Origin of the sequence: Streptomyces netropsis, from assembly GCF_014203545.1 — a bacterium.
Taxonomy (GTDB): Bacteria; Actinomycetota; Actinomycetes; order Streptomycetales; family Streptomycetaceae; genus Streptomyces; species Streptomyces netropsis.
In genome coordinates, this window is sequence record NZ_JACHJG010000029.1 from 1 (window position 1) to 23,718 (window position 23,718).

Sequence of the window (23,718 nt, forward strand, 5' to 3'; positions counted from 1 at the left end):
GACGGCGGGATCGAGCCTGGCTGGTCACCTCGTTTACGTCGCCCGCTCATGACGCTCCAGAACCGTTGGTCGAGTCGCCGGTCACGGCGGTTCCGATATCCCCACCGGCAGCGATCGACCGACCACCCGACGCCTCGACCGTGCCCCCCGCCGGAATCGGCGACGGCGGGGACGCCGGTGGTGCGCTTCCCAGCCCGGTCGGCGCCACCTGGGACTGGTCACCAGTCGCTGCCATGCCAATGCGGCCACCCGCGGCCACCGACCTCTCCCCTGATGCAGTCGTCGTCGGACCAGCTGCCGGCTGCACATGAGGCCGGGGGATCAACGCCCACAGTGAGACGCCCAGGCCAGCAAGCCCGATGATGGCCCCCGCAATCCCCGCTATTTGCCCTGCCGTGTCCAGGTCCGCCAACACGGCGACCAAGATCAGCCCAACCGAGATCCCTGCCCCGGCAACGGCCCCACTCCACGCCAGCACCCTGGCCCGCCCAGTCATCCCCTCATCGTGACTCCGGGTACGCGCCCACGTCACCGTTTCCGTGAAACCCCGCGGCAACGTCCGACGCCAGCTTTGCCACCACCCGCGCCGCCGGCACCGTCAACTCCAGCCGGACTACGCCCGAGCCGTCATCCCCAGCACTGGCACGCAACCGCACACCAGGCCCCTCCACCCCGGCCGACGCCAACGCTCCCGCAAGTGCCGCCACCGCGCCCGTGGCCTCCCGCCAGCCCGCCACGTAGTCCACGCCGCGTACCCACGCTCCCGCCGTGTCCGGGGCCAACTCCTCAGCCCCAGAACCCCCGACGCCGCTCTCCAACGCCTCATGCTCAGGCCCCGACATCAACTTGCCACCCCTCAAAGTCCTTGGCTGATCTGGATCTTCTTGGGCTATCGCACGGACGCACGACGAGAGCCCCGGTACCATCGGCACCGGGGTCACTCGTGGATCCCTTCCGGACCACCCAGTTGCTGCCAGGCGCGGGGTGGTCCGGTCTTGTTTCTGTGGATGCTGTGCGCGGTCCGGCCCCCTCATACGCGGGGGATCAGGGCCGGACCGCTGACGGCGGGGTGAACGGATCCCGCCACCCCCTCATCGCAGCACGCGGGATGAGCGCCCACTTCCACAGCACGGCGGGAGGAACGGCCCGCCGCGCCACGGTCTGCGCACTGAGGGAATCGAAGGATGAGAGCCGCTTGATCCATCCCCGGAGCCACGGCCCTCACCCGGCCTAGGGGGAGCCCGCCGACCGCGAGGCCCGCGAGAAACGCGTCACGACGTTCCGGAAGCCCGTGTGGCCGGTCCGGTCCGCGTGCTGAAGCGCCCACGCATCCGGCCCCGCACTGCCCTCCGACGCCTCCGAGGAACCCCCACAAGTCGTGCACTCAACCTCGTACACCGGTCCACTCCCCGACATGTCCCATTCCAGTGCCCACCAGCCGTTCTGAGCATCGGAACTGAACGCCCTACCGCGCATGGGAACGACGATCGTCGCGATCCACTACGAGCGACGCCGTCGAGTCGACGCGCTGATGGGCACCGTCCTTGAAGACAAGCACGATCTCACCCCGCCCGTTCCGACGCACCGCCTTCACCTCACGCCCACGGCCCCTGTCAATCACCACGTCACCGCGCTCTACTCGCTGCGACCACACTCGAAATTCCACGTCTTCTCCCTCCCTTCATCGAGGCGCCCCAGCACCCATGTTGGAATCGGTTGTTGAGCGCGGCCCTAGCGCGGGAAGTGAGTCCCGGCCCAAGGGCCGCGCTCCGCCGAACCGGATGGTCAGTCCCTGTCCGACGCAGGTCGCCGCCCACCTCCCGATCGCGTGGGGAGGTATCGGCAGGGCGGCGGCCCGGATCTCTACCGGTGAAGGCTGGCGGACCGTCCGGCCAGGTCGAAACGGCAGATCACCGTCTTGCCGCCCCCGTCTCCCGGGCACCACCACAGCGCATCCGCCAGGCGCTGAACGAGCATGAGCCCGCGCCCGCAGTCGGGCAGCAGCGCTTCGGGAAGTCCGTCCACCAGGTGGGGCGAGAACATGTCACCGACGGGAAAGGTAGGCGGGCTGGAGTCCTCATCAGCCACTCCGATGAGCAGCCAATCGGGCCACTTCCGGAGAGTTACATCGATCCGGCGATGAGCACCAGGTACGGACAGGTGCTGATCCGGAACGGCATGGTGGACGACGTTGCCGACGAGTTCCGAGACGACCAACCGCGCGTCGTCCACCAGATCGTTCAGCCCCCAGTCTTCGAGGGCCGAGCGGGTCATATCGCGGGCGGCGCGCACTGTGTCCGGCGACTCCACGAACAGCGTCATCGCGCGGAAGCGTTCCTGGGAACCGTCCTGCACCACATCGTGCAGCGGTACCGCAGAAGGACCCTTCACCGACCGGTTGGCCTTCCTTGCTCTCACCGCTGGTCCTCCGTCCGTCGGCGGAACCTCTGTTCCGGTGCCGCGTGACGAACAGTGAACGTCCTGCTGAGCGCAACCGGGAGCGTTCACCCGGGGGTTCACGTGAACACGGTGTTCTGCCAGGGGGGTTCACCGATGAACCCCCCAATGTCAGTTCGCTGTGCCAGCATGAATCCCAGGCGTCGAGCGAAGGCCAGGGGAGCATGAGCCGAGAGCCGAATGAACAGTTGATCTCTCTCATGGCAGAAGCCAAGGTCTCGAACAAGGGCTTGGCAAAGCGCATGCGTGACCTTGCCGCGCAGCGGGGTGATCACCTGGGAACCACTCACGTCTCTGTGCAGCGATGGCGGGACGGAGCGGGCATCCAGCCGAAGACGGCGGCTATCGCCGCTGCCGCGCTGAGTGCCAAGCTTCAGCGCACGGTCGCCCCCATTGACCTGGGCTTTTTCGGGAAGTCCGAGCCAGCAGCCCCTTTGGCTGTGGGATATCCCGCCTCTTCTGCCGACGCGCTTGCCATGCTCGACGGTCTCAGCGAGAAGAGTGCGGAAGTATCGGGAAGCGGCAGTTTCGTCATCGCGGAAGGTGATCTCAGCTCCGCAGTGTTGTCCTGGATGGTCGCCCGTCCTGACGGCATTCCCGTTGAGCGCGCCGGAGGCCAGCGCGTAGGCATGCGGGATGTCCGAGCGATCCGTACCGCAGGCAAGATGTTCATGGAACTGGACTTCCAGTTCGGCGGTGGCCACGGGCACAAGGCGCTCCGCCACTACTTCCGCCACGAAGTGCTGCCCCTGCTTGACGCCAGCTACAGCGAGAAGGTGGGCAGCGCCCTCTTCGGAGCCGCCGCCGAGATCGCTCAGCTACTCGCCTGGACCGCGTACGACTCCGGCAATCACCGCCTGGCTCATCAGTACCTGACGTCAACGCTTCGCCTGTCCCAGGTGACCGGTGATCGCATGTTCGGCGGGCGCATCCTTGCCAACCTCAGCCACCAGGCCAATTACCTGGGTAACCACACCCAGTCCGTGCAGTTGGCCCGTGCCGCCCTCGAAGGTGCCCAAGGTCGAGCTACCCCGCGTGCCATGTCGATGTTCGCAGCGATGGAGGCCCGCGCCCTGGCCAACCTGGGTGATCCACGAGGTGCCGGCCGGGCCATGAACGAGGCAGAGCGCTACTTCGAGCGGGCAGGCACAGCCGAAGATCCCGAGTGGCTTTCGTACTTCGATTCGGCCGAGCTGATGGGCGAGTTCTGCCACTGCTTCCGCGATCTCAGGCAGCGTGCCGAAGCACTGCTGCACGCGGAGCGAGCCGTGAACGAAACCGATCCGAAGTACGCACGGACTCTCGGGTTCTGCCGGATGGTGCTGGCGCAGAGCCAGCTTCTCAACGGTGAGCTGGAAACAGCGGTCGCCACAGCGAGTCTGGCCGTCGAGGCCGGAGACTCCCTGCAATCCGCACGCTTCCAGCGCTACGTGAGCGACTTCCAAACCGAGATCAGCACCCAGTCGGCCCACCCGACCGTGACCGCATTCAGCGAACAGGTACGCGCTGCACTCGCCCGGCTCGATGAGGAGTAACCGTCACCACGGCCGCCAGTCCCGAGGCGCGTCGGCATCCCGCAGTGAGGAAATCCGTCGCCCATACTCGGCCGCTACCCGCTCGCTCTCCGCCGCGTTCTGCATGAGCCACGTCGTCATGCGGAACTCCTGGATGTCACGCAGCGTGGAGTAGCCGGGCCAGTGGCGCAGGTCCCGCCCGTAGGCGTTCACGAAGTCGGCGTACTGGTCATCCGTCTGCCAGCCCAAGCTGTAGTGCTCCACGGCGGTGACCTTCAGGTCCCACTCAGGATGATCAAAGGCGAAGACCTCGAAGTCGATCAGGATCACCGTCCCGCTGGTGTCCACCATGAGGTTCTGGACGTGCGCGTCACCGTGCACCGGCCCCTTGGGCGACTCGAAGCGCAGGTCCGTCACCTTGCGGCGCAGCTCCCGTTCACGGCTCCGCAGGAACTCCCGATCGTCATCCGGTATCCCCACGGCGCGCTCGATCCGAAGATCGGTGCGCCCGAAGATGTCGTACGGCGGCAGTTTGAGATCACTGGGCAGTGCCAGCGAGTGCAGGTCCCGGAGCACGGCTCCCAGCTCCCCGTACGTCGCCTTCCGATCCCCCTCACGGATCAGATGCCAGAAGGTCACCGGGTGCCCGTCGATCAGCAGGGGCTGTTCAAGGTCGTCCACGACCCGGGCCGCTGCCAGTCCCTCTTTCGCCAGCCAGCGGGATACGGCTACCTCATTGCGCGCAGCCGACAGGTACTCCGCCGAGCGCGCCACACGCACGATCACGGGAGTGGACGCCAGCCGGTACAGCGCGTTCTCCCCGAGCCGGATCAGCTCTGCGTCTCTGTGATCCAACCCCGCCCTTCGGCACGCGGCAGCCATCACGCGTGCCGCTCGCGCCGAAGTGAACCCCTCTTCCGATGCCCGAGCAGCGTCAGACGACATGCCGGTACCAACTCCCCAAGTCCCGTGCGCGATCTTCCGCCGCGCGCGAAAACTGGTGACCAACCGGCGCGCGCCGGACACGGAAGAGAACGTACCCACCTTGGGAGCCACAAGACGAGGGCGGGGCTCCCGGTGCCCTTTGCTGGCCACCGAGTTCTGCCGGGCGCTCGAGAGGCAGCAGGATGGACGCAGCAGCACCCAGACACAGAACCCCCGGCCTCAGGGTGAGACCAGGGGTTCCGCACTACCCAGGGGCACTACGCGGCGACGGCCACAGGCTGCGGCTCCGCGTCGAGCTTTGATCCGTCTGCGGTCTTGTACTTGTCCCGGTCGAGGATCCCTTCCTGAGCCGCGACCAACAACGTGCATACAGATTGACCGGCGACGTTCGTCGCGGTGCGCATCATGTCCACGATCGGGTCGATGGCCAGCAGCAGACCGACACCGGCCATCGGCAGGCCCAGCGTCGACAGCGTGAGGGTCAGCATCACGGTCGCACCGGTCAGACCGGCGGTGGCGGCCGAGCCGATGACGGAGACGAAGGCGATCAGGACGTAGTCACGGATCTCCAGCGGCACGTCGAAGACCTGCGCCACGAAGATCGCGGCGATCGCGGGGTAGATCGAGGCGCAACCGTCCATCTTGGTCGTCGAGCCGAACGGCACGGCGAAGGACGCGTACTCCTTCGGCACGCCCAGGCGCTCGGTGACCTTCTGCGTCAGCGGCATCGTGCCGACGGAGGAGCGGGAGACGAAGGCCAGCTGGATGGCCGGCCAGGCGCCCTTGAAGAACTGCAGCGGGTTGACCTTGCCGACGGTGGCGAGCAGCAGCGGGTAGACGCCGAAGAGCACGATGGCGCAGCCGACGTAGATGTCGGCGGTGAACGTCGCGTACTTGCCGATCAGGTTCCAGCCGTAGGTGGCGATGGCCGTGCCGACCAAGCCGAGGCTGCCGAGCGGGGCGAGCCGGATGACCCACCACAGGACCTTCTGGAGCAGGTCCAGCGCGGACTGGCTGAGGTCGAGGACGGGCTTGGCCTTGTCGCCGATCTGGAGGATGGCGATGCCCGCGGCGGCGGCCATGAAGACGATCTGGAGGACGTTCAGCTCGGTGAACGGCGTGATCACGTCGGTCGGGATGATCCCGGTCAGGAAGTCCAGCCACGAACCGTGCTTCTTGGGCTCGGCGCCGTCGGCCGGGGTGAGGCCGGTGCCGGAGCCGGGGTTGGTGAGCAGGCCGATCGCGAGGCCGATGACGACCGCGATCAGCGACGTGATCATGAACCAGAGCAGGGTGCGGGTGGCCAGCCGGGCGGCGTTGGAGACGTTCCGCAGGTTGGTGATCGACACCAGGATGGCGAAGAAGACCAGCGGGGCGATCACGACCATCAGCAGCTGGACGAAGATGTCGCCGATCTTGCCGAGGGTGACCTCGAGCCAGTGGATGTCACCGCTCTGGGCGGCCCAGCCGAGCAGGGCGCCCAGCACGAGGCCGAGCAGGATCTGGGCCCAGAACGGGACCTTGGGTATGCGCCGGCGGGTGGCCGTGGCGGCGGACGCGGGTGTCGAAGGCAACGGGAACTCCGGGGACGGAAGTAAGAAAAAGGGCGTACAGGCGCCAGGAGGTCCGTGACGTACGGGATCTCCGGCCGCGGCGGGCGTGACGTCAGCGGCGGCAACAGGCCGCGGACACGCAGCGGCAAAGATCGACGTGCAGGCGCGCCACGAGCACGGGGCTCACGGCTGATCGGTGCGCTGCTGCTGTCTTCATGTCGAATACGTTAACACCCGGCCTTTGGGCAACTCAAAGCTCTCCTTTGAGTTCAAGCACACGCGTACGACCGGAATACGCCGAACGCCCCACCACAGAGCGGTCGCTCTGGGATGGGGCGTCGATGCGTTGTGAGCAGGCTTACACCCGATGGTCAGGGTTGAAGCATGCTTGGGGGGATTTAGGCCGCCCCGTCCTCCTGGCCGGCGTTGGCGGCCAGCTTCTGCTTCGCGCGGTCCACACGCTCCACGATCTGCTCGGACATGGCGTCGCGCTGCTTGCGCAGCAGCACCCAGCTGAGCGGGGCGGAGATGATGAGCGCGAGCAGGATCATCCAGACGAGGTTCGAGCCGTTCGCACCGATCGGGACGAGACCCGCGTAGCAGAGCCCGTAGACGACACCGAAGCAGGCGATGAGCAGACCGACACGCAGAGCGGTGTAGCGGAGCGAGGCGAAGTTCTGACTACTCACGGACGGGACCTTCTTCTCAACGGCAACCGAAAGGGTCACCGTCCAGTCAAGCACGGACCGATGTGGATCAGACCAGGGGGAGCCACATCGTGATGTCGTCGCGGTGATCGTCCGGCGCGACGCGGATCGCGGCGGGCACCCGGCCGACCTCCTTGAAGCCGACGGTCTCGTAGAACCGCTCGGTGCCCTCGCCGCCCCGCACCCCCAGCCGCACGGCGTGGAAGTCCAGGTCACGGGCCATCTCTATCGCTTCGCGCAGCATCACCTTGCCCCGGCCGCCGCCTTGCAGCGTCGGGTGGACCATGACCGTGATGAGAGTGCACCAGTGGGTCATCAGGTGGTGCGAGTTGAGCTTGAGGAAGGTCGTGCCGACCAGCCGCCCGCCCGCGCCCCCCTCATGGGCAGCCAGCATCCGCGTTCCTCCGGCGGCCACGTCCTCCAGCTGTCGCCGCATGACGGGCGCGATGTCCTCGGCGGTGACGGGCGGCACGAAGCCGACGGCGCCACCGGCCTGGGAGACGTCGAGCCAGAGACGGGCGAGCTCCTCGCGGAGTGCGGGGGTCAACTGGGGATCACGGACGAACGTAAGGGCCATAGGCACCATGCAACCATTACGGCGATCATTGCGCAATGATCTGCGGGCCGGCTCCGGCGGACAAGGGAGAAGCCCCGGCGGACGTGTCCACCAGGGCTTCTCCGAACCGGCACGCGGCTCCGGGACGTCAGATCCGCATCGGCTGCGGCGACTCGCGGCGCGAGGCGTCGGGGCCGGGGTACTCGCGGATGATCTCGTAGCGGGTGTTGCGCTCCACCGGGCGGAAGCCCGCGTCACGGATGAGGTCCAGCAGGTCCTCACGGCCGAGCTTGTTCGGCGTGCCGTAGTTGTCGGCATCGTGCGTGATCTTGTACTCGACGACCGAGCCGTCCATGTCGTCCGCGCCGTGCTGCAGCGCGAGCTGCGCGGTCTGCACGCCGTGCATGACCCAGAAGACCTTGACGTGCGGGACGTTGTCGAAGAGCAGCCGGGAGACGGCGAAGGTCTTGAGCGCCTCGGCACCGGTCGCCATCGACGTCCGCGCCTGGAGCCGGTTGCGGACCTTGCCGTCCTTCATGTCCACGAAGTCGTGCTGGTAGCGCAGCGGGATGAAGACCTGGAAGCCCCCGGTCTCGTCCTGCAGCTCACGCAGCCGCAGCACGTGGTCCACCCGGTGGCGCGGCTCCTCGATGTGCCCGTAGAGCATCGTGGACGGGGTCTTGAGCCCCTTCTCGTGCACCAGACGGTGGATGCGCGACCAGTCCTCCCAGTGGGTGTCGTGGTCGACGATGTGCTGGCGGACCTCCCAGTCGAAGATCTCCGCGCCGCCGCCGGTCAGCGACTCCAGACCGGCGTCGATCAGCTCGTCGAGGATCTCCGAGGCGGGCATGCCGGAGATCTTCTCGAAGTGCTGGATCTCGGTGGCGGTGAAGGCCTTGAGGGAGACGTTCGGCAGCGCCTCCTTGAGGGCCTTGAGCGAACGCGGGTAGTAGCGCCAGGGCAGCGTGGGGTGCAGGCCGTTGACGATGTGCAGCTCGGTGAGGTTCTCGTTCTCCATCGCCTTGGCGAGGCGGACGGCCTCCTCGATGCGCATCGTGTACGCGTCCTTCTCGCCCGGCTTCCGCTGGAACGAGCAGTACGCGCACGACGCGGTGCACACGTTCGTCATGTTGAGGTGCCGGTTGACGTTGAAGTGGACGACGTCACCGTTCTTGCGCGTGCGCACCTCGTGGGCCAGACCGCCCAGCCAGGCCAGGTCGTCGGACTCGTAGAGGGCGATGCCGTCCTCGCGGGTCAGCCGCTCCCCGGCGTGGACCTTCTCCTCCAGCTCGCGCTTGAGCCCCGCGTCCATGCGCCCGCCTCTCCAAACATCCGCTTTTGCAACCTTGTCGAGCCTACTCCCCCGGTTTTCCGCCACCGGGTGCGGGCCGTCCGTGCCGCCTTGCGGCGGCGAGCGCCCTGCGGGTGATCGAGCTGAGGTCAGCCACAACAAGCCCGTCCGGCGATTGAGGGCACCGCCGCGCAGCGGAGGTGCACACGCCACGGCCCGCAGGGCCAAGCGAACACCCGCCAAAGGAGGCCTACGCCTCGTCCGGCAGCTCCCCGACCCGGTTCTCCCACTTGGTCGAGAGCACGATCGTCGTCCGGGTCCGGGCGACGCCCCTGGTCCCGGACAGCCGCCGGATGGTGCGCTCCAGTCCGTCCACGTCACCGACGCGCACCTTGAGCATGTACGAGTCGTCGCCGGCGATGAACCAGCAGTCCTCGATCTCCGCCAGGTCGCGCAGTCTGCGCGCCACGTCCTCGTGGTCGGCGGCGTCGGAGAGCTGGATGCCGATCAGCGCCGTGACCCCGAGGCCGAGCGACGCGGAGTCGACGGTCGCGCGGTAGCCGGTGATGACGCCCGCCGCCTCCAGGCGGTTGATCCGGTCCGTGACGCTCGGCCCGGACAGGCCCACGAGCCTGCCCAGCTCCGCGTACGAGGCCCGGCCGTTCTCCCGCAGGGCCTGGATGAGCTGCCTGTCCACCGCGTCCATTGGCTGGCACCTTTCAAATAATCAGCGAAGTCGCCGGTTTGCATGTAGAATCTAAGGCATACAGGGGAGACGCCCTGTAAATCTTTCACCAGATCGACGTTGATCCTTCAGGAGTGAGTTTCCCGTGTACTCGATCGAGATGGCCTACGCCCGGATGCGCGAGCTGCAGGACCTGGCCAACCGCTCGCGTGCCCACCAGACCGCCGACAAGCGCCGCGCCGAGGCCAAGGCCCGCCGCGCCAAGAAGCGCTAGTCCGAGACCGGGGAGCGCGCGGCACCGAGCTCTCCCTTCCACCGGCGGTACAGCTGGTGCGGCACCCCCGCCGCGTCCAGCACCCGCCCGGCGACGAAGTCCACCAGATCCTGGATGTGCGTCGCCCCCGCGTAGAACGCCGGAGAGGCGGGCAGCACCACGGCGCCCGCCTCGTCCAGCGCCACGAGCTGCTTGAGCGTCTGACCGCTCAGCGGCGTCTCCCGCACCGCGACCACCAGCCGGCGCCGCTCCTTGAGCGTCACGCTCGCGACCCGCTGGAGCAGGTCCTTCGACAGCCCCAGCGCCACCCCGGCCACACAGGCCGTGCTCGCCGGGACGATCAGCATTCCCTTGACGGCGTAACTGCCGGAGGACGGCCCGGCCGCGAGGTCCCCGGCCGGCCAGTACCGCACCCGGGCGAGGTCGACCTCGAAGGCCTGGGGCTTGCCGTCGGCGCCCAGCGCCAGCCAGTCCCGCAGATCCTCGCGCCAGTGCGCGTCCCGGAACGCGATCCCGGTCTCGTCCAGCAGCGTCAGTCTCGACGCCCGGCTGACCACCAGGTCCACGTCCTCGCCCGCGGCCAGCAGACCGCGCAGCACGGACGCGGCATACGGCGTCCCGGACGCGCCGGACACCCCGACCACCCAGGGACGGCGTTGCGTTGTGTGTTCGTACGGCTCCACGTCCCGAGCCTATCCGCAGCGCAGCGGAAGCCCGGGGTCACCTGCGGCGACCGGGGACCGACCGCCCGGAACCACGGACGGCCGGGGCGTCGAGGCTACTCACACGGTCAGGCCGCGCACCAGCAGATCGAGCAACGCGCACACGAAAAGGGCAATCCCGATGAACCCGTTGACGGTGAAGAACGCCCGGTTCAGCCGCGACAGGTCGTGCGGCTTCACGATCGAGTGCTCGTAGAGGAACGCCCCGGCCACCACGGCCAGTCCGGCCCAGAAGAACGCCCCGGCGTCCGTGGCCAGCGCGTACCAGACCAGCAGGCCCGTGGTGACGACATGGCACGCCCGCGCGCCGTACAGCGCGGCCGGGACACCGAAGCGGGCCGGGACGGACTTCACGCCCTCCGCCCGGTCCGCCAGCACGTCCTGGGAGCCGAAGATCAGATCGAAGCCGCCGATCCACACGCCGACCGCGAGACCGAGGACGACCGCGTCCCAGGACCACTCGCCGGTGATCGCGAGCCAGGCGCCGACCGGGCCGATGGACTGGGCGAGACCGAGGATCGCGTGCGGGAAGTTCGTGAACCGCTTGCCGTACGGATAGACCACCATCGGGATCACGGCGAGCGGCGCGAGCGCCAGACAGAGCGGGTTGAGCAGTGCCGCGGCGCCCAGGAAGACGGCGACGGCGATCAGCGCGCCCGTCCACGCGGAGCGCACGGAGACGGCGCCGGTGACCAACTCGCGATTGGCGGTGCGCGGGTTACGGGCGTCGAGCTCGCGGTCGATGATCCGGTTGCAGGCCATCGCGAAGGTGCGCAGACCGACCATGGCGACGGTGACCAGCAGCAGCCGGACCCAGTGGATGTTCTCGTCCCACTGGTACATCGCGGTCAGGGAGGCGATGTACGCGAAGGGCAGCGCGAAGACGGAGTGCTCGATGAGCACCAGGCGCAGGAAGGCCTTCACCTTGCCGGTGGACGGCGCGGGGCCGGGGCCGAGGACCCCTTCGGCGGCGGTCACAGCCCGCACTCCGGTTCATCCCCGCGGTGGCGGGGAGACCCCGGCCTCGCGCCTTCCGGCATCATCGGCATACGGATCACAGTCCGTACTCCTTCCAGCGCTTCGTCACCCGATCGGCGACTTCCGGGTCCGACTCGACCATGTGCGGCCAGCCGCCGTCGCGGGTGTAGCCCTCCTCGGGCCACTTCGCGGTCGCGTCGATGCCCGCCTTGCCGCCCCAGAACTGCTGGTACGAGGCGTGGTCGAGGTGGTCGACCGGGCCCTCGACGACGGTGAGGTCGCGGGCGTAGTCGGTGTTGCCGAGCGCCCGCCAGGACACCTCGTGCAGGTCGTGCACATCGCAGTCCGCGTCGACCACGATGATCAGCTTGGTCAGCGACATCATGTGCGCGCCCCAGATGGCGTGCATGACCTTCTGGGCGTGCTTCGGGTACTTCTTGTCGATCGAGACGATCGCGCAGTTGTGGAAGCCGCCCGACTCCGGCAGGTGGTAGTCCACGATGTCCGGAATGATGATCTTGAGCAGCGGCAGGAAGAACCGCTCCGTCGCCCGCCCCAGCGGACCGTCCTCGGTCGGCGGCCGGCCCACCACGATCGACTGGAGCAGCGGGCGCCGACGCATCGTCACACAGTCGATGGTCAGCGCCGGGAACGGCTCCTGCGGCGTGTAGAAGCCGGTGTGGTCGCCGAAGGGGCCCTCGGGCAGCATCTCGCCCGGCTCCAGCCAGCCCTCGATGACGACCTCGGCGTTGGCCGGGACCTGCAACGGGACGGTCTTGCAGTCGACCATCTCGATCCGCTTGCCCTGGACGAAGCCCGCGAAGAGGTACTCGTCGATGTCGCCGGGCAGCGGTGCGGTGGAGGCGTACGTCACGGCCGGCGGGGCGCCGAAGGCGATCGCGACGGGCAGCTTCTCGCCGCGCTTGGCGGCCACCTGGTAGTGGTTGCGGCTGTCCTTGTGGATCTGCCAGTGCATGCCGATGGTGCGCTTGTCGTGGCGCTGGAGGCGGTAGAGGCCGAGGTTCCGCACGCCCGTCTCGGGGTGCTTGGTGTGCGTGAGCCCCAGGTTGAAGAACGAGCCGCCGTCCTCGGGCCAGGTGAACAGCGCCGGGAGCTGGTCCAGGTCCACGTCGTCGCCGGTCAGCACCACTTCCTGGACCGGGGCGTCCTTGACCTTGCGCGGCGGCACGTGCGCCATCGCGCCCAGCTTGCCGAACGCCTCCCGCATCCCGACGAAGCCCTGCGGCAGCTCGGGCTTGAGCAGCCCGCCGATCTTGTCGCTGATCTCGTCGTAGGACTTCAGGCCGAGCGCCTTGAGCAGCCGGCGGTCGGTGCCGAAGACGTTCATCGCGAGCGGCATCGAGGCGCCCTTGACGTTCTCGAAGAGCAGCGCGGGACCCCCCGCCTTGTTCACTCTGTCGACGATCTCCCCGATTTCCAGGTACGGGTCGACTTCGGCCTTGATGCGCTTGAGGTCACCGTCGCGCTCCAGCGCCCGGAGGAACGAGCGAAGATCGTCATAAGCCATGCGTTCCAGTATCAAGCACGCACTACCCTGGAACGGTCACGGGGGGCCGCCGAGCGGCCCGCACACCGCTCACGGGGAGCTTGCCACCATGCTCAGGTATCTGCCGTTCCTGCTGATCCTGGCGTTGTGGATCTATGCCTTCATCGACTGCCTCAACACCCCGGAGAACGAGGTGCGCGGTCTGCCGAAGATCGCCTGGGTGTTCATCATCCTGCTCTTCGGCGAGGTCCTCATCGGCCCCGTCGCCTGGCTCTTCGCCGGCCGCCCGCGCCGCGCCGCCACCGGCGGACGCGCCTACGGCCGCGGGCGCGGCGGGCAGTGGGTGGCCCCGGACGACAACCCGGAGTTCCTCAAGTCCCTGAAGAAGGACGAGGACCCGGACCCGGACAAGGACGGCAACGGCCCGAAGGGGTGACGTTGCGCCCTCGTCACGCGCGTCGGTCGAAGGGCCAGTCGCTCGTGTCGATGGTCAGCTCAGGGGACGGCAGCGTGACTTCGTTCCCGAACGTGTATGTCGTTTCGTCGGAGTACACACCGTTCTGCGGCGCATGGAAGACGTGCACCACGCCGGTCTTCGGGTCGGCGATGAGGTACGTCGGCACACCGGACCCCGCGTAGACCTTCAACTTGGCGTCGAAGTCGTCACGCCGACTGCTGCGCGAGACGACCTCGGCCACGAATTCGACGTCGCGGAAATCGTGTCGGCCGTCGTCGTCCTCCTCGGCATCGTCCTTCACCAGCGCTACGTCCGGAACGTAGCCGTTAAGGCACCCGGGGAAGTCGATGCGCACATCCCAGAGAACGTTCGCGTCGCGGCCGCGGGCATCCATCAAGGAGAGCGTCAACAGCTGGATGATCCGGGAATGCACCTTGCACTGCGGATTCAGGACGATCTCCCCCTCGATGATCTCCACCCGGTAGCCGGCGGGCACGTTCATGCGCGAGATGTCCGCGAACATCTCGTCCAGCTCGGCCGAGTCCACTGTCGGGTCCACTGCGGTGCTCATGTGCGCCTCCATGGCTGTCGCCTCCGAGTCTAAGAAGCCGCTCCACCCCACGCTCGCACAAAGGCCCGCATCCCCCGAACGAGGGAGCGGGCCTTTGTGTGTGCGGGGCTCAGACGCCGGCGTAGGAGTGCTTGCCGGTGACGAAGATGTTCACGCCGTAGTAGTTGAAGATGTAGCAGCCGAACGCGGCCAGCGCGATGTACGCGGCCTTGCGGCCCTTCCACCCGGCGGTGGCGCGGGCGTGCAGGTAGCACGCGTAGGCGACCCAGGTGATGAAGGACCAGACCTCCTTGGGGTCCCAGCCCCAGTAGCGGCCCCACGCGGCCTCGGCCCAGATGGCGCCCGCGATGATCGTGAAGGTCCACAGCGGGAAGACCGTCGCGTTGACGCGGTACGCGAACTTGTCGAGCGTCGCCGACGACGGCAGCCGCATCACGAACGAGTCGGTGTACTTGGCCAGGTGCGCCTTGAAGCGCAGGATCCGCCGGTTCGACGGCAGCTCGGCCAGCAGCCGGTCCAGCCCGCGGCCGGTCCAGCCGCTCTCCAGCCGCGACTCGTAGCCGTCGCGGAAGAGGTACATCAGGGTGGAGCAGGCACCCACCCACAGGGCCGCGCCGGAGATGATCGCGCAGGAGACGTGGATCCACAGCCAGTAGGAGTGGAGCGCGGGCACCAGCTGGTCGCTGTCGGTGTACAGCACCGACAGGGCGAGGCCCAGGTCGAGCAGGATGGTGGTGACCAGGGGCAGGCCGAGCCAGCGCACGTTCTTCTTGGCGACGAGCAGCCCGAGGTAGACCGCGACCAGGGTCATGCCGAAGGTCGTGGAGAACTCGTACATGTTGCCCCAGGGGGCACGTTCCACCGACAGCGCGCGGGTGAGGACCGAGCCGGCGTGCAGGAGGAACGCGAGCACGGTCAGGGAGACGGCGATCCGCCCGTAGACGTCACCCTTCTCGCTGGTGCCCGCCGCGCCCGGCCCGTCGGGGACGTCCCGGGTGCCCGCACCGGAGCGGGTGACGACCTTGGGGCGCTCCAGCACGGCCGTGCCGCCGCCCTGCCGCTCGGCCTGCGCGGCGGTGCCGGCCGCGGCGGCCTGGGGGGCGGTGAGCGCGGCGGCCGTGCGGCCGACCGCGCTACGGCTGCCGAGCACCCACTCGGCGATGTGCGCGAGGAAGGCCAGGGTGTAGACGGCCATGGCCGAATAGATCAGCACATTGCTGATCTCGGCCATGTTCTCGTTGGCTGCGGCAGCGATCGATGTCACGCGCGCGCTCCTTCGGAGGAATCGGCGGAATCTGCGGGGTCGGGCTCGGGGAGGGGCGGCGCTTCGGGCTGCAGGGCGACGGCGAGGTCGGCGAGCTCCTCGGGGAGCTTCGCGGACTCGCTGCGGCCCAGGCCGGCCAGTTCGACGACGGTGTGCCCGTCGGCGTCCCGTACGGCCCGCACCCAGACCCGGCGTCGCTGGATGAACAGCGAACCGGCCACGCCGATCAGTGCGGCGACCGCTCCGACGAGGGCGGTGGTGTTGCCGGGCTTCTGGGAGATCTGGAAGGTCGCCCACGGCTTGATGCCGTCGAAGTGCAGCGTCCCCGCGCCGTCGGGCAGCGTCATGGTGTCGCCGACCTTGAGGACCTTCGCGAACGGGCTGCCGTCCTTGTCCTTGAACTGCTTCATCTTGGACACGTCGAGCTGGTAGACGCTCTGCGGCATGCCCGAGTCGATGCCGAGGCTGCCGCGGTACGCGGTCAGGACGAGCCGCGGATTGTCCAGGGCGGGGAACTGGGACAGCATCGTGCCGGTCCGCAGGTCCAGCGTCGGGACGAAGTTGCCCTTGAAGCCGAGCTGGTCCTTCTTGCCGTCCTTGTCCCGGTAGTCGCCGACCTTGAGCACCGTGGACTCGGTGACGTTGCCGTCCAGCGGCAGCGAGGGCACCGCGCCCTGGTGGGAGATGTTCCCCTGGCCGTCGCGGACGGTGACGACCGGCGCGTAGCCGTGCCCGATCAGATAGACCTTCGAGCCGGCCGTCTCCAGCGGCTCGTTCACCTTGATCGTCTTCTTGCGGGGGGCGCCGTCCGCGCCGTCCCGGTAGGTGACGTGGGCCTCGTACGTACGGGGGGTGCCGCGCTGCGGCCCGGAGCGCTCGTACGTGCCCTCGAAACCGTCCAGCTTGAAGCTGAAGGGGTCGAGGTCGTCGACCTTGAAGAGGGAGCCGGACTTGAAGTCGTCGTACTGGGTGATGGTGTTGGCGAAGCCGTCGCCCGCGACGATCAGCTTCTGCCCCTCGGACTTCCACAGCTGCCCGGAGGCGAAGGCCACCAGCATCACGATCAGCGCGATGTGGAAGAGGAGGTTGCCGGCCTCGCGGAGATAGCCCTTCTCGGAGCCCACCGCGTCACCGGACACCCGGGTGCGGAACCGCCGCCGCTTGAGCAGCTTCTCCGCCGCCGCCAGCACCTGCTCCGGCTCGGCCCCGGTGCGCCACGTGGTGTACGCGGGCAGCTTCGCCAGCCGGCGCGGCGCGACCGGCGGCCGGCCGCGGAGCTGGCCGACGAACTGCCAGGTGCGCGGCACGATGCAGCCGATGAGGGAGGTGAACAGCAGGATGTAGATCGCCGAGAACCACACCGAGCTGTAGACGTCGAAGAGCCCGACCTTGTCGTAGAGGGGCGCGACGGTCTCGTGGGCCTTCTTCCAGTTCTCGGCCTTCACCGCGTCGACGCTCGTCTGCGGGATGAGCGAGCCGGGAATCGTGCCGAGCGAGAGCAGGAAGAGCAGGATCAGCGCGACCCGCATGGAGGTCAGCTGCCGCCAGAACCAGCGCACCCAGCCGGTGGTCTCCCGCCACGTCCAGGCCAGCGCGCCGAGCGCACCGGGCGCCCGGACGCCGCCGAACGAACCGGGTACCGACTGCCCGCCCTCCTCGGCCGGGGCCGTGGACAGCTGTGAGCCGGCGTCATCGATGTCCTTGTCCTCGGTGGCGGGCGTTGTCTCTGTCTTCGCCATCTGATCAGACCTCGGGAACGTAGGAACTGGACCACGTCTGGAGATCGGCGACCAAGCGGTCCCACATACCCGTGACGAGGAGGACACCGACCACGACCAGCATGAGGCCGCCGATCCGCATGACCCAGGCATAGTGCCGCTTGACCCAGCCGAACGCGCCGAGAGCGCGCCGGAAGGCCACAGCGGCGAGGATGAACGGCAGCCCGAGGCCGAGACAGTAGGCGACCGTCAGCAGGGCTCCCCGCCCGGCGCTCGCCTGGTTCTGGGACAGGGCCATGACGGAGCCGAGCGTCGGACCGATGCACGGCGTCCAGCCGACCCCGAAGAGGACACCGAGCAGCGGCGCCCCGGCGAGCCCCATGGCGGGCTTGGTGTGGAAGCGGAATTCGCGCTGCCCGAAGAGGTTCAGGGCGCCCATGAAGGCGAGGCCCAGGACGATCGTGAAGGCCCCGAGCACCGTGGAGATCGTGTCCTTGTACTTCAGCAGGTTCTGCCCGAAGAAGCCGAAGAAGGCACCCATGGAGACGAAGACGGCGCTGAAGCCGAGGACGAAGAGCGAGGCCCCGGCGACCATCCGGCCGCGCTTGGCCTCGGCCATGTCCGCGCCGCTGACCCCCGTCACGTACGACAGGTAGCCGGGCACGAGCGGCAGCACGCACGGGGAGAAGAAGGAGACCAGCCCGCCGAGCAGGGCCACCGGCAGGGCCAGCAGCAGCGCACCGGTCAGGACGGTCTGGTTCACGTCGCCGACGGCGGCGAGGGTGGTGACGGCGGTCACGGGGTCACTTCTCCGCGACCAGCGGCTCGAGCGTCTTGCGCAGCTCGTCCTCGGTCAGCGCCTTGAGCGCGCGCGCCGCGATCTTGCCGTCGCGGTCGATGAAGAGGGTGGAGGGAATGGCCTGCGGGTTGAGGCTGCCCTTGGGGAAACGCAGCAGGAGCTTGCCGGAGGAGTCGTACAGGCTCGGGTACGGGACCTCGAACTCCTTCTCGAAGCGGCGGGCCGGGGCGGGGTTGGGGTCGCGGGTGTTGAGACCCACGAACTGCACGCCCTTGTCCTTGTAGTCGTTGGCGACGTTCACGAGGTTCTTGGCCTCGGCCCGGCAGGGCGAGCACCACGAGCCCCAGACGTTAAGGACGACGATCTTGCCCTTGTAGTCCTCGGCGATGTCGAGCGGCTTGCCGTCGAGGGTCTCGCCGTCGAGACCGGGCGCGCTCTGCCGGCCGCCCTTGTCCTTGACCACGCTCACCCCGCCCGTGCCCTGCACGAACTGGGTACCGCCGCCGCTCTTGGGCTTTTCGCCCGTGCCGCACGCGGTCAGGGACAGTGCCGCGACGGCGGCGAACATGACCGGCAGGGTGATACGCCGGCGTGGGACAGGGCGTCGAGGGGCGCGGCAGGCACTCATGTGAAAAGTTTCGCATGGTCCATTTGGGGATCTTCCGCGCCCCCCTCCGGGGCCCCTCGTAAGGGTTCCCGGGCCCCTCGTACGGGCCTACGGGCCGCGGGGCGGGGCCCCGCGGCCGTACGCCGTCGCTATGCCGACGCCTTCCACTTCTCCCCGACGTTGAGCCTGCGCAGCTCCGCGAGGATCTTCGGGTCCTGGACGTCCAGCCAGTCCACGAACTGCCGGAAGGAGACCAGGCGGACGTCCTTGTGCCGCTCGTCGGCCATGTGCTTGATCGCCTCCTCGACGGCGTCCATGTAGATGCCGCCGTTCCACTGCTCGAAGTGGTTGCCGACGAAGAACGGCGCCCGGTTCGTCTCGTAGGCGCGCTGGAATCCCTGGATGTAGGACTCCGTCGCCTGCTTGCGCCAGTAGGAATAGTTGGACGAGCGGCCCCGGGTGGTGTTCTTCGACTGATTGGCGAGGATGTTGTAGTCCATGGAGAGGACCTCGAACGAATGGCCGGGAAAGGGCATCTGCTGCAACGGCAGATCCCATACCCCCTGCCTTTTCTTCGGCCACATCTGCAGCCCGCCCGGTGAACTCGCGTCATAACGCCAGCCCAGTTTCCGGGCGACCGGCAGCATGTTGTCCTGGCCGAGCAGACACGGGGTGCGGCCGCCGACGAGTTCCTTGCGGTAGTCGAACGGCAGCGGTTCCACATCGGTGAATCCGCTGTTCGTGCGCCACTCGGTGACGAAGGAGATCGCCTGTTCGATCTCGGACCGCCAGTCCGAGGGTGTCCAGTGGCCCACCGAGCCGGAGCCCTGGCAGAAGTGCCCGTTGAAGTGGGTGCCGACCTCGTGCCCCTCGAACCACGCCTCGCGCAGATTGCGCAGCGTCGACTTGATGTGGTCGTCGGTGAGGTAGCCGATGTCGGATGCGCCGACCGGGTTGTTGGGGGGCTCGTAGAGGCGTTTCTTCGACTCGGGCAGGAGATAGATGCCGGAGAGGAAGAACGTCATCCGCGCACCGTGGTCCCGGGCTATCTTGCGGAAGCGGGGGAACAGCCCGTTGCCGACCTCACCGGCACCGTCCCAGGAGAAGATCACGAACTGTGGGGGCTTCTGGCCCCACTCCAGCGGTTCGGGTTTCGGCGGCTGGTTCGGCTGCTGCCCGGCGTCGGCGGTCGAACCGTCACCGATGAGTTTGGCCTTGGCCTGCTCGCTCGCTTTGGCCGCGGGGTCCTGCGCCTGGTCGGAGCCCGGGGGTGCGGAGCAACTCGCCGCGCCTATCGCGGCCGCCGCTCCCACCCCCATTCCGAGGAGACCTCGTCGGCTGATGTCGCGCATGTCGTCTCCGTCCGTACTCGCCGTGCTTCACCCACCTGTCGTCCATATAAAACGACATCGGGTGAGAGAGCGCGCCGAGTGCGGCGGTTGCGCGAATTCGCCGGTCTTTACGTCCCTTTACTTGGTTTTGGCTCGCTTTGAGATCGTCAAGCGCCGGTTGACCAGGCGATGATCAGGCAGCGTCGGAGTTCAGGCGCCGAACGCCTTTGCCCCACCCTTGACCGGTTTGGCACCCGCCAACAGGTGCGCGGGCACCAAATCCCGGGCGGGCTCGCTGTAACCCACCGAAACGATTTTGTCCCCCCTATAGGTGAACGTCGTCAGGCTCGCCAGCGTGCACTGCCGCTTCCGCGGGTCGTGCCACAGCCGGCGCCGCTCCACGAAGCTCCGCAGGATCCAGATCGGCAGCTGATGGCTCACGCACACGGCCTCGTGACCGCGCGCCGCGTCCCGCGCGGCGTCCAGCGCGCCCATCATCCGCACGACCTGCTCGATGTACGGCTCGCCCCAGGACGGCTTGAAGGGGTTCGTCAGATGCCGCCAGTTGGCGGGCTTGCGCAGCGCGCCGTCACCCACGCCGAACGTCTTCCCCTCGAAGACGTTCGCCGCCTCGATCAGCCGCTCGTCCGTCGCCAGATCCAGACCGTGCGCCTTCGCGACGGGCAGCGCCGTCTCCTGCGCCCGCTCCAGCGGCGACGCGACGACGTGCGTCACGTCCCGCTCGGCCAGGTGCTCGGCCACCCGGTCGGCCATCTGCCGACCGAGCTCCGACAGGTGATAGCCCGCCCGGCGCCCGTAGAGCACGCCGTCCGGGTTGTGGACCTCGCCGTGCCGCATCACATGGACGACGGTGATGTCGTCGTCTCTCTTCGCCGGGCCACTCGTCATGTCGCTGGTCATGCCACCCATCATTCCGTCGCCTCGGCTGCCGCCCGCGCCGCGGCCGGCAGAGCCGCCGCGACCCGCTCGATCGCCGCACTGTCGAGAGCCGTCGAGACGAACCACGACTCGAACGCCGACGGCGGCAGATACACACCCTGCGACAGCAGCGAGTGGAAGAAGGCCGTGAAGCGGAAGGACTCCTGCGCCTTCGCCCCGTCGTAGTCCCTGACCTCGCGGTCCGTGAAGAACACCGAGAACATGTTCCCGGCGACCTGGAGGCGGTGCGCGACCCCCTCCTTGGTCAGCGCGGCACCCACCAGGCCACGGATCTCGGCCGAGACCGCGTCGACCTTCTCGTACGCCGCGTCGTCCATCAGCCGCAGCTGCGCGAGACCCGCCGCCGTCGCCACCGGGTTACCCGAGAGCGTGCCCGCCTGGTAGACCGGGCCCGCCGGGGCCAGGTGCGCCATCACATCGGCGCGGCCGCCGAACGCCGCCGCCGGGAAGCCGCCGCCCATGACCTTGCCGAAGGTCAGCAGGTCCGCCTTGACGCCGTCGATGCCGTACCAGCCGGCCTTGCTCGTCCGGAAGCCCGTCATGACCTCGTCGGAGATGAACAGCGCGCCGTTCTTCTCGCAGGCCGCCTTGAGCCCCGCGTTGAAGCCCGGCTGCGGCGGCACCACGCCCATGTTGCCCGGCGACGCCTCGGTGATCACACACGCGATCTCACCCGGGTGCGCGTGGAACGCGGCGTGCACCGCCTCCAGGTCGTTGTACGGCAGCACGATGGTGTCCCCGGCCTGCGCGCCCGTCACCCCGGGCGTGTCCGGCAGCCCGAACGTCGCGAGCCCCGACCCGGCCGCGGCCAGCAGCGCGTCCACGTGGCCGTGGTAGCAGCCCGCGAACTTGATCACCTTGGCGCGACCGGTGAAACCGCGCGCGAGCCGGATCGCCGACATCGTCGCCTCGGTACCGGACGACACCAGCCGCACCTGCTCGACCGGCTCGACGCGGGCGACGATCTCCTCGGCCAGCGCGACCTCGCCCTCACCGGGCGTGCCGAACGACGTGCCGCGGGCGACGGCGTCCTGAACGGCCGCGATCACCTCGGGGTGCGCGTGACCGAGGATCATCGGGCCCCACGAGCACACGAGGTCCACATACTCCCGGCCGTCCGCGTCCGTCAGGTACGGACCGGTACCGGACACCATGAACCTGGGCGTACCGCCCACGGCGCGGAACGCGCGGACCGGAGAATTCACGCCACCGGGCGTCACGACCGCCGCCCGGTCGAACAGAACCTGCGAGACTGGAGCTTCATACGCATAGGGTTGTTCGGGCCTGACCTGCGGAAACTCGTTCACTGGTGCACTCCGTTCGCCCATGTCTTACCTTGATCCGCAGCTTCAACGACCCGCTGGCCGTCCTCGCTCATGACGCCCCACGCTGCTGCCTGCGGCGGAGCGAGGCCGACTCCACGAGGGTGCTTGGAAGCCCCCTCTACGTACTCATCTGCCATGCCGACAGGGTACGTCCCGGCCTTTGGCGGTAAGGCGCTCACCGTCCCCCGCTCACAAGCCCCCGTGTTCGAGGTATTGCGGGCGGTCCTGGCCTCGGGCAACGACCGCGCACTTCAATCCTGGCCGATCCGGTCGAGCCTTGTTCACCGCATCAGCCCAGATAGGGCTGGGGACGGCGCTCCAGGAAGTGTTCGAGTCGCAGTCGCTGCGTGTGGTGCATGGGCAGCTCGGCCAGCTCCTCAGTTGGGACGAACCTGAGCTCCGTGGACTCATCGGAGATGGCGAGCCTGCCGCCGACGATGCGGGCGGTGAAACAGATGTTGAACTGTCGGCGTACCTCGCCGTCCGAGTAGGCAATGACATGGCGGGGGTCGGTGTAGGTCCCAACGAGACCCGTGATCTCCACGTCCAGCCCGGTTTCTTCCTTCACCTCCCGCACCGCTGTGCCCGGCAGAGAGTCGTCCATGTCCATGCCGCCGCCCGGGAGGGCCCAGAGATCGTTGTCCCGGCGGCGCTGTAGGAGGATGCGCTCTTGATCGTCGACGACTACCGCGGACGCGGCGACGACCATGCTGTTCGGCTTGGGTGCGTCCGGGTCGTCGTAGTACTCAGTTCGCATCGCTGGCCTCTTCTCCTACCGGGTTCGCTGTCGCCCACACGGCGTCGAAGCTGCTGGCGTACGTGTCGAACATTCCCCCGTCACCGTTGCGGCGGAGGTGCCAGACCGGTGCCCCGTATGCGTTCACTCCCCAAACGTGGGCGTTGACTATCACTTGATCATCCGCGCGGTAGAGGGAGTTGTAGAGGGTGGTCCCGTGGGTCCGTACGTCGATGCCGGGTACGCCGACAAGGGGCCGATAGTGCATGACGAGCGCCGTTCCCATGCGCGGTAGGGCGGCGCCCAGTTCCGATGCCCAGAACGGCGTTGGAGAGCGGCGTCGGGGGTTCTGGGGTTGAAGAGTTGGCCCCGGGCACGGCGGGAGCGTGGGTGTGCGGCGTGGACTACGTGGCGGGCTGGCGTGAGGCCACGGGCGTGGCGTCGGCACTCGCGGAGGCCCTGGTGGCGGCTGGGCTGGAGGGGCCTGGGGTGCGGCTGCGTGCAGGCGCGGCGGACGACGGATCGGGCTTGGTCCGGTTGGAGTTGACGGTGCCGGCGGCGCGGGCGGTGGCGAAGCTGGCGTTGGGTGCTGCGGCAGGGGTTTCACGGAAAAGGTGACGTGAGCGTGTACCTGGAGTCACGATGAGGGGATGACTGGGCGGGCCAGGGTGCTGGCGTGACCGGCGACTCGACCAACAGTTCTGGAGCGTCATGAGCGGGCGAAGCAAACCAGGCGACCAGCCAGGCTCGACCCCGCCGCT

At 68.2% G+C, this 23,718-nt stretch carries 23 protein-coding genes and 1 pseudogene; 3 read left to right on the forward strand and 21 right to left on the reverse strand.

Annotated features, from left to right (window positions below; all coding sequences use genetic code 11):
• Window positions 1–1,230: 1,230 nt before the first annotated feature.
• On the reverse strand, window positions 1,231–1,476 hold the full coding sequence (locus FHS38_RS36580; RefSeq protein WP_444545777.1) for a DUF7848 domain-containing protein: 246 nt from the start codon (window positions 1,474–1,476) through the stop codon (window positions 1,231–1,233).
• A gap of 387 nt (window positions 1,477–1,863) precedes the next feature.
• Entirely contained in the window at window positions 1,864–2,418 is a 555-nt protein-coding gene (locus tag FHS38_RS34375) for an ATP-binding protein (RefSeq protein ID WP_376700097.1), read from the reverse strand.
• A 203-nt stretch (window positions 2,419–2,621) separates the two neighbouring features.
• Here FHS38_RS34375 and FHS38_RS34380 point away from each other — a divergent pair, with 203 nt between their 5' ends.
• Window positions 2,622–3,992, forward strand: a complete 1,371-nt coding sequence (locus FHS38_RS34380) for an NsdA family TPR-like regulatory protein (RefSeq protein ID WP_184740461.1) — start codon at window positions 2,622–2,624, stop codon at window positions 3,990–3,992.
• Window positions 3,993–3,995: 3 nt separating this feature from the next.
• Here FHS38_RS34380 and FHS38_RS34385 read toward each other — a convergent pair whose 3' ends face one another.
• The 6 genes from FHS38_RS34385 to FHS38_RS34410 all read right to left on the reverse strand — a co-directional run bounded on the left by FHS38_RS34385 (window position 3,996) and on the right by FHS38_RS34410 (window position 9,729).
• A complete protein-coding gene (locus tag FHS38_RS34385) occupies window positions 3,996–4,916 on the reverse strand; it encodes an aminoglycoside phosphotransferase family protein (protein ID WP_184740494.1) in 921 nt (306 codons plus the stop codon).
• Between the two features lie 257 nt (window positions 4,917–5,173).
• A complete protein-coding gene (locus FHS38_RS34390) occupies window positions 5,174–6,490 on the reverse strand; it encodes a dicarboxylate/amino acid:cation symporter (protein WP_184740463.1) in 1,317 nt (438 codons plus the stop codon).
• A gap of 377 nt (window positions 6,491–6,867) precedes the next feature.
• Entirely contained in the window at window positions 6,868–7,158 is a 291-nt protein-coding gene (locus FHS38_RS34395) for a DUF4229 domain-containing protein (RefSeq protein ID WP_184740465.1), read from the reverse strand.
• Between the two features lie 67 nt (window positions 7,159–7,225).
• Window positions 7,226–7,753, reverse strand: a complete 528-nt coding sequence (locus tag FHS38_RS34400; protein ID WP_184740467.1) for a GNAT family N-acetyltransferase — start codon at window positions 7,751–7,753, stop codon at window positions 7,226–7,228.
• Window positions 7,754–7,880: 127 nt separating this feature from the next.
• The gene (mqnE, locus tag FHS38_RS34405) at window positions 7,881–9,044 is read right to left on the reverse strand and encodes an aminofutalosine synthase MqnE (protein WP_184740469.1); all 1,164 of its coding nucleotides are present in this window, start codon (window positions 9,042–9,044) and stop codon (window positions 7,881–7,883) included.
• Window positions 9,045–9,273: 229 nt separating this feature from the next.
• On the reverse strand, window positions 9,274–9,729 hold the full coding sequence (locus FHS38_RS34410; RefSeq protein ID WP_130878882.1) for an Lrp/AsnC family transcriptional regulator: 456 nt from the start codon (window positions 9,727–9,729) through the stop codon (window positions 9,274–9,276).
• 124 nt (window positions 9,730–9,853) lie between these two features.
• Here FHS38_RS34410 and FHS38_RS35925 point away from each other — a divergent pair, with 124 nt between their 5' ends.
• Window positions 9,854–9,982: a hypothetical protein gene (locus FHS38_RS35925; RefSeq protein WP_260421097.1), complete on the forward strand. Its 129-nt coding sequence runs from the start codon at window positions 9,854–9,856 to the stop codon at window positions 9,980–9,982.
• On the opposite strand, the gene FHS38_RS34415 is transcribed toward FHS38_RS35925, so the two are convergent.
• The 3 genes from FHS38_RS34415 to FHS38_RS34425 all read right to left on the reverse strand — a co-directional run bounded on the left by FHS38_RS34415 (window position 9,979) and on the right by FHS38_RS34425 (window position 13,210).
• Window positions 9,979–10,665: a UbiX family flavin prenyltransferase gene (locus FHS38_RS34415; RefSeq protein ID WP_184740471.1), complete on the reverse strand. Its 687-nt coding sequence runs from the start codon at window positions 10,663–10,665 to the stop codon at window positions 9,979–9,981. The genes FHS38_RS35925 and FHS38_RS34415 overlap by 4 nt on opposite strands.
• Window positions 10,666–10,764: 99 nt before the next feature.
• On the reverse strand, window positions 10,765–11,682 hold the full coding sequence (gene mqnP / locus FHS38_RS34420; protein ID WP_184740473.1) for a menaquinone biosynthesis prenyltransferase MqnP: 918 nt from the start codon (window positions 11,680–11,682) through the stop codon (window positions 10,765–10,767).
• 76 nt (window positions 11,683–11,758) lie between these two features.
• Window positions 11,759–13,210, reverse strand: coding sequence for a menaquinone biosynthesis decarboxylase (locus FHS38_RS34425; RefSeq protein WP_184740475.1), 1,452 nt, complete (start codon window positions 13,208–13,210; stop codon window positions 11,759–11,761).
• Between the two features lie 88 nt (window positions 13,211–13,298).
• On the opposite strand from FHS38_RS34425, the gene FHS38_RS34430 reads away from it, so the two are divergent.
• Window positions 13,299–13,625: a PLD nuclease N-terminal domain-containing protein gene (locus FHS38_RS34430; protein WP_184740477.1), complete on the forward strand. Its 327-nt coding sequence runs from the start codon at window positions 13,299–13,301 to the stop codon at window positions 13,623–13,625.
• Window positions 13,626–13,638: 13 nt separating this feature from the next.
• Here the strand turns inward: FHS38_RS34430 and FHS38_RS34435 are convergent, their stop codons facing one another.
• From FHS38_RS34435 to FHS38_RS34480, 10 genes and pseudogenes are all read right to left on the reverse strand, one after another.
• Complete coding sequence (locus FHS38_RS34435) at window positions 13,639–14,217, reverse strand: Uma2 family endonuclease (RefSeq protein ID WP_184740479.1); 579 nt, start codon at window positions 14,215–14,217, stop codon at window positions 13,639–13,641.
• Window positions 14,218–14,326: 109 nt separating this feature from the next.
• A complete protein-coding gene (gene ccsB, locus FHS38_RS34440; protein ID WP_184740496.1) occupies window positions 14,327–15,448 on the reverse strand; it encodes a c-type cytochrome biogenesis protein CcsB in 1,122 nt (373 codons plus the stop codon).
• Between the two features lie 29 nt (window positions 15,449–15,477).
• Window positions 15,478–17,220 (reverse strand): cytochrome c biogenesis protein ResB, encoded by a 1,743-nt coding sequence (gene resB / locus FHS38_RS34445; RefSeq protein ID WP_184740481.1) that lies wholly within the window; start codon window positions 17,218–17,220, stop codon window positions 15,478–15,480.
• 4 nt (window positions 17,221–17,224) lie between these two features.
• Window positions 17,225–17,998 carry a cytochrome c biogenesis CcdA family protein gene (locus FHS38_RS34450; RefSeq protein WP_184740483.1) on the reverse strand — a complete coding sequence of 258 codons (774 nt, stop codon included), beginning with the start codon at window positions 17,996–17,998 and terminating at the stop codon, window positions 17,225–17,227.
• Window positions 17,999–18,002: 4 nt separating this feature from the next.
• A complete protein-coding gene (locus tag FHS38_RS34455) occupies window positions 18,003–18,626 on the reverse strand; it encodes a TlpA family protein disulfide reductase (RefSeq protein ID WP_184740485.1) in 624 nt (207 codons plus the stop codon).
• A gap of 128 nt (window positions 18,627–18,754) precedes the next feature.
• A complete protein-coding gene (locus FHS38_RS34460) occupies window positions 18,755–19,957 on the reverse strand; it encodes a polysaccharide deacetylase family protein (protein ID WP_184740487.1) in 1,203 nt (400 codons plus the stop codon).
• A 189-nt stretch (window positions 19,958–20,146) separates the two neighbouring features.
• Complete coding sequence (locus FHS38_RS34465) at window positions 20,147–20,857, reverse strand: histidine phosphatase family protein (protein ID WP_373301880.1); 711 nt, start codon at window positions 20,855–20,857, stop codon at window positions 20,147–20,149.
• 8 nt (window positions 20,858–20,865) lie between these two features.
• Complete coding sequence (gene hemL / locus FHS38_RS34470; protein ID WP_184740489.1) at window positions 20,866–22,224, reverse strand: glutamate-1-semialdehyde 2,1-aminomutase; 1,359 nt, start codon at window positions 22,222–22,224, stop codon at window positions 20,866–20,868.
• A 286-nt stretch (window positions 22,225–22,510) separates the two neighbouring features.
• Entirely contained in the window at window positions 22,511–22,978 is a 468-nt protein-coding gene (locus FHS38_RS34475) for an NUDIX domain-containing protein (protein ID WP_184740490.1), read from the reverse strand.
• Window positions 22,968–23,228, reverse strand: a pseudogene (locus tag FHS38_RS34480) (XRE family transcriptional regulator); the annotation flags it as partial. The pseudogene FHS38_RS34480 and the gene FHS38_RS34475, both read right to left, overlap by 11 nt.
• Window positions 23,229–23,718: the final 490 nt, after the last annotated feature.

Coding starts and splice junctions, on each gene's coding strand:
- FHS38_RS36580 (WP_444545777.1), bottom strand. CDS start 1,476: ATGCGCGGTAGGGCGTTCAGTTCCGATGCTCAGAACGGCTGGTGGGCA.
- FHS38_RS34380 (WP_184740461.1), top strand. CDS start 2,622: ATGAGCCGAGAGCCGAATGAACAGTTGATCTCTCTCATGGCAGAAGCC.
- FHS38_RS34385 (WP_184740494.1), bottom strand. CDS start 4,916: ATGTCGTCTGACGCTGCTCGGGCATCGGAAGAGGGGTTCACTTCGGCG.
- FHS38_RS34400 (WP_184740467.1), bottom strand. CDS start 7,753: ATGGCCCTTACGTTCGTCCGTGATCCCCAGTTGACCCCCGCACTCCGC.
- mqnE (WP_184740469.1), bottom strand. CDS start 9,044: ATGGACGCGGGGCTCAAGCGCGAGCTGGAGGAGAAGGTCCACGCCGGG.
- FHS38_RS34410 (WP_130878882.1), bottom strand. CDS start 9,729: ATGGACGCGGTGGACAGGCAGCTCATCCAGGCCCTGCGGGAGAACGGC.
- FHS38_RS34425 (WP_184740475.1), bottom strand. CDS start 13,210: ATGGCTTATGACGATCTTCGCTCGTTCCTCCGGGCGCTGGAGCGCGAC.
- FHS38_RS34430 (WP_184740477.1), top strand. CDS start 13,299: ATGCTCAGGTATCTGCCGTTCCTGCTGATCCTGGCGTTGTGGATCTAT.
- FHS38_RS34435 (WP_184740479.1), bottom strand. CDS start 14,217: ATGAGCACCGCAGTGGACCCGACAGTGGACTCGGCCGAGCTGGACGAG.
- ccsB (WP_184740496.1), bottom strand. CDS start 15,448: ATGGCCGAGATCAGCAATGTGCTGATCTATTCGGCCATGGCCGTCTAC.
- resB (WP_184740481.1), bottom strand. CDS start 17,220: ATGGCGAAGACAGAGACAACGCCCGCCACCGAGGACAAGGACATCGAT.
- FHS38_RS34455 (WP_184740485.1), bottom strand. CDS start 18,626: ATGAGTGCCTGCCGCGCCCCTCGACGCCCTGTCCCACGCCGGCGTATC.
- FHS38_RS34460 (WP_184740487.1), bottom strand. CDS start 19,957: ATGCGCGACATCAGCCGACGAGGTCTCCTCGGAATGGGGGTGGGAGCG.
- FHS38_RS34465 (WP_373301880.1), bottom strand. CDS start 20,857: ATGACCAGCGACATGACGAGTGGCCCGGCGAAGAGAGACGACGACATC.
- hemL (WP_184740489.1), bottom strand. CDS start 22,224: ATGGGCGAACGGAGTGCACCAGTGAACGAGTTTCCGCAGGTCAGGCCC.
- FHS38_RS34475 (WP_184740490.1), bottom strand. CDS start 22,978: ATGCGAACTGAGTACTACGACGACCCGGACGCACCCAAGCCGAACAGC.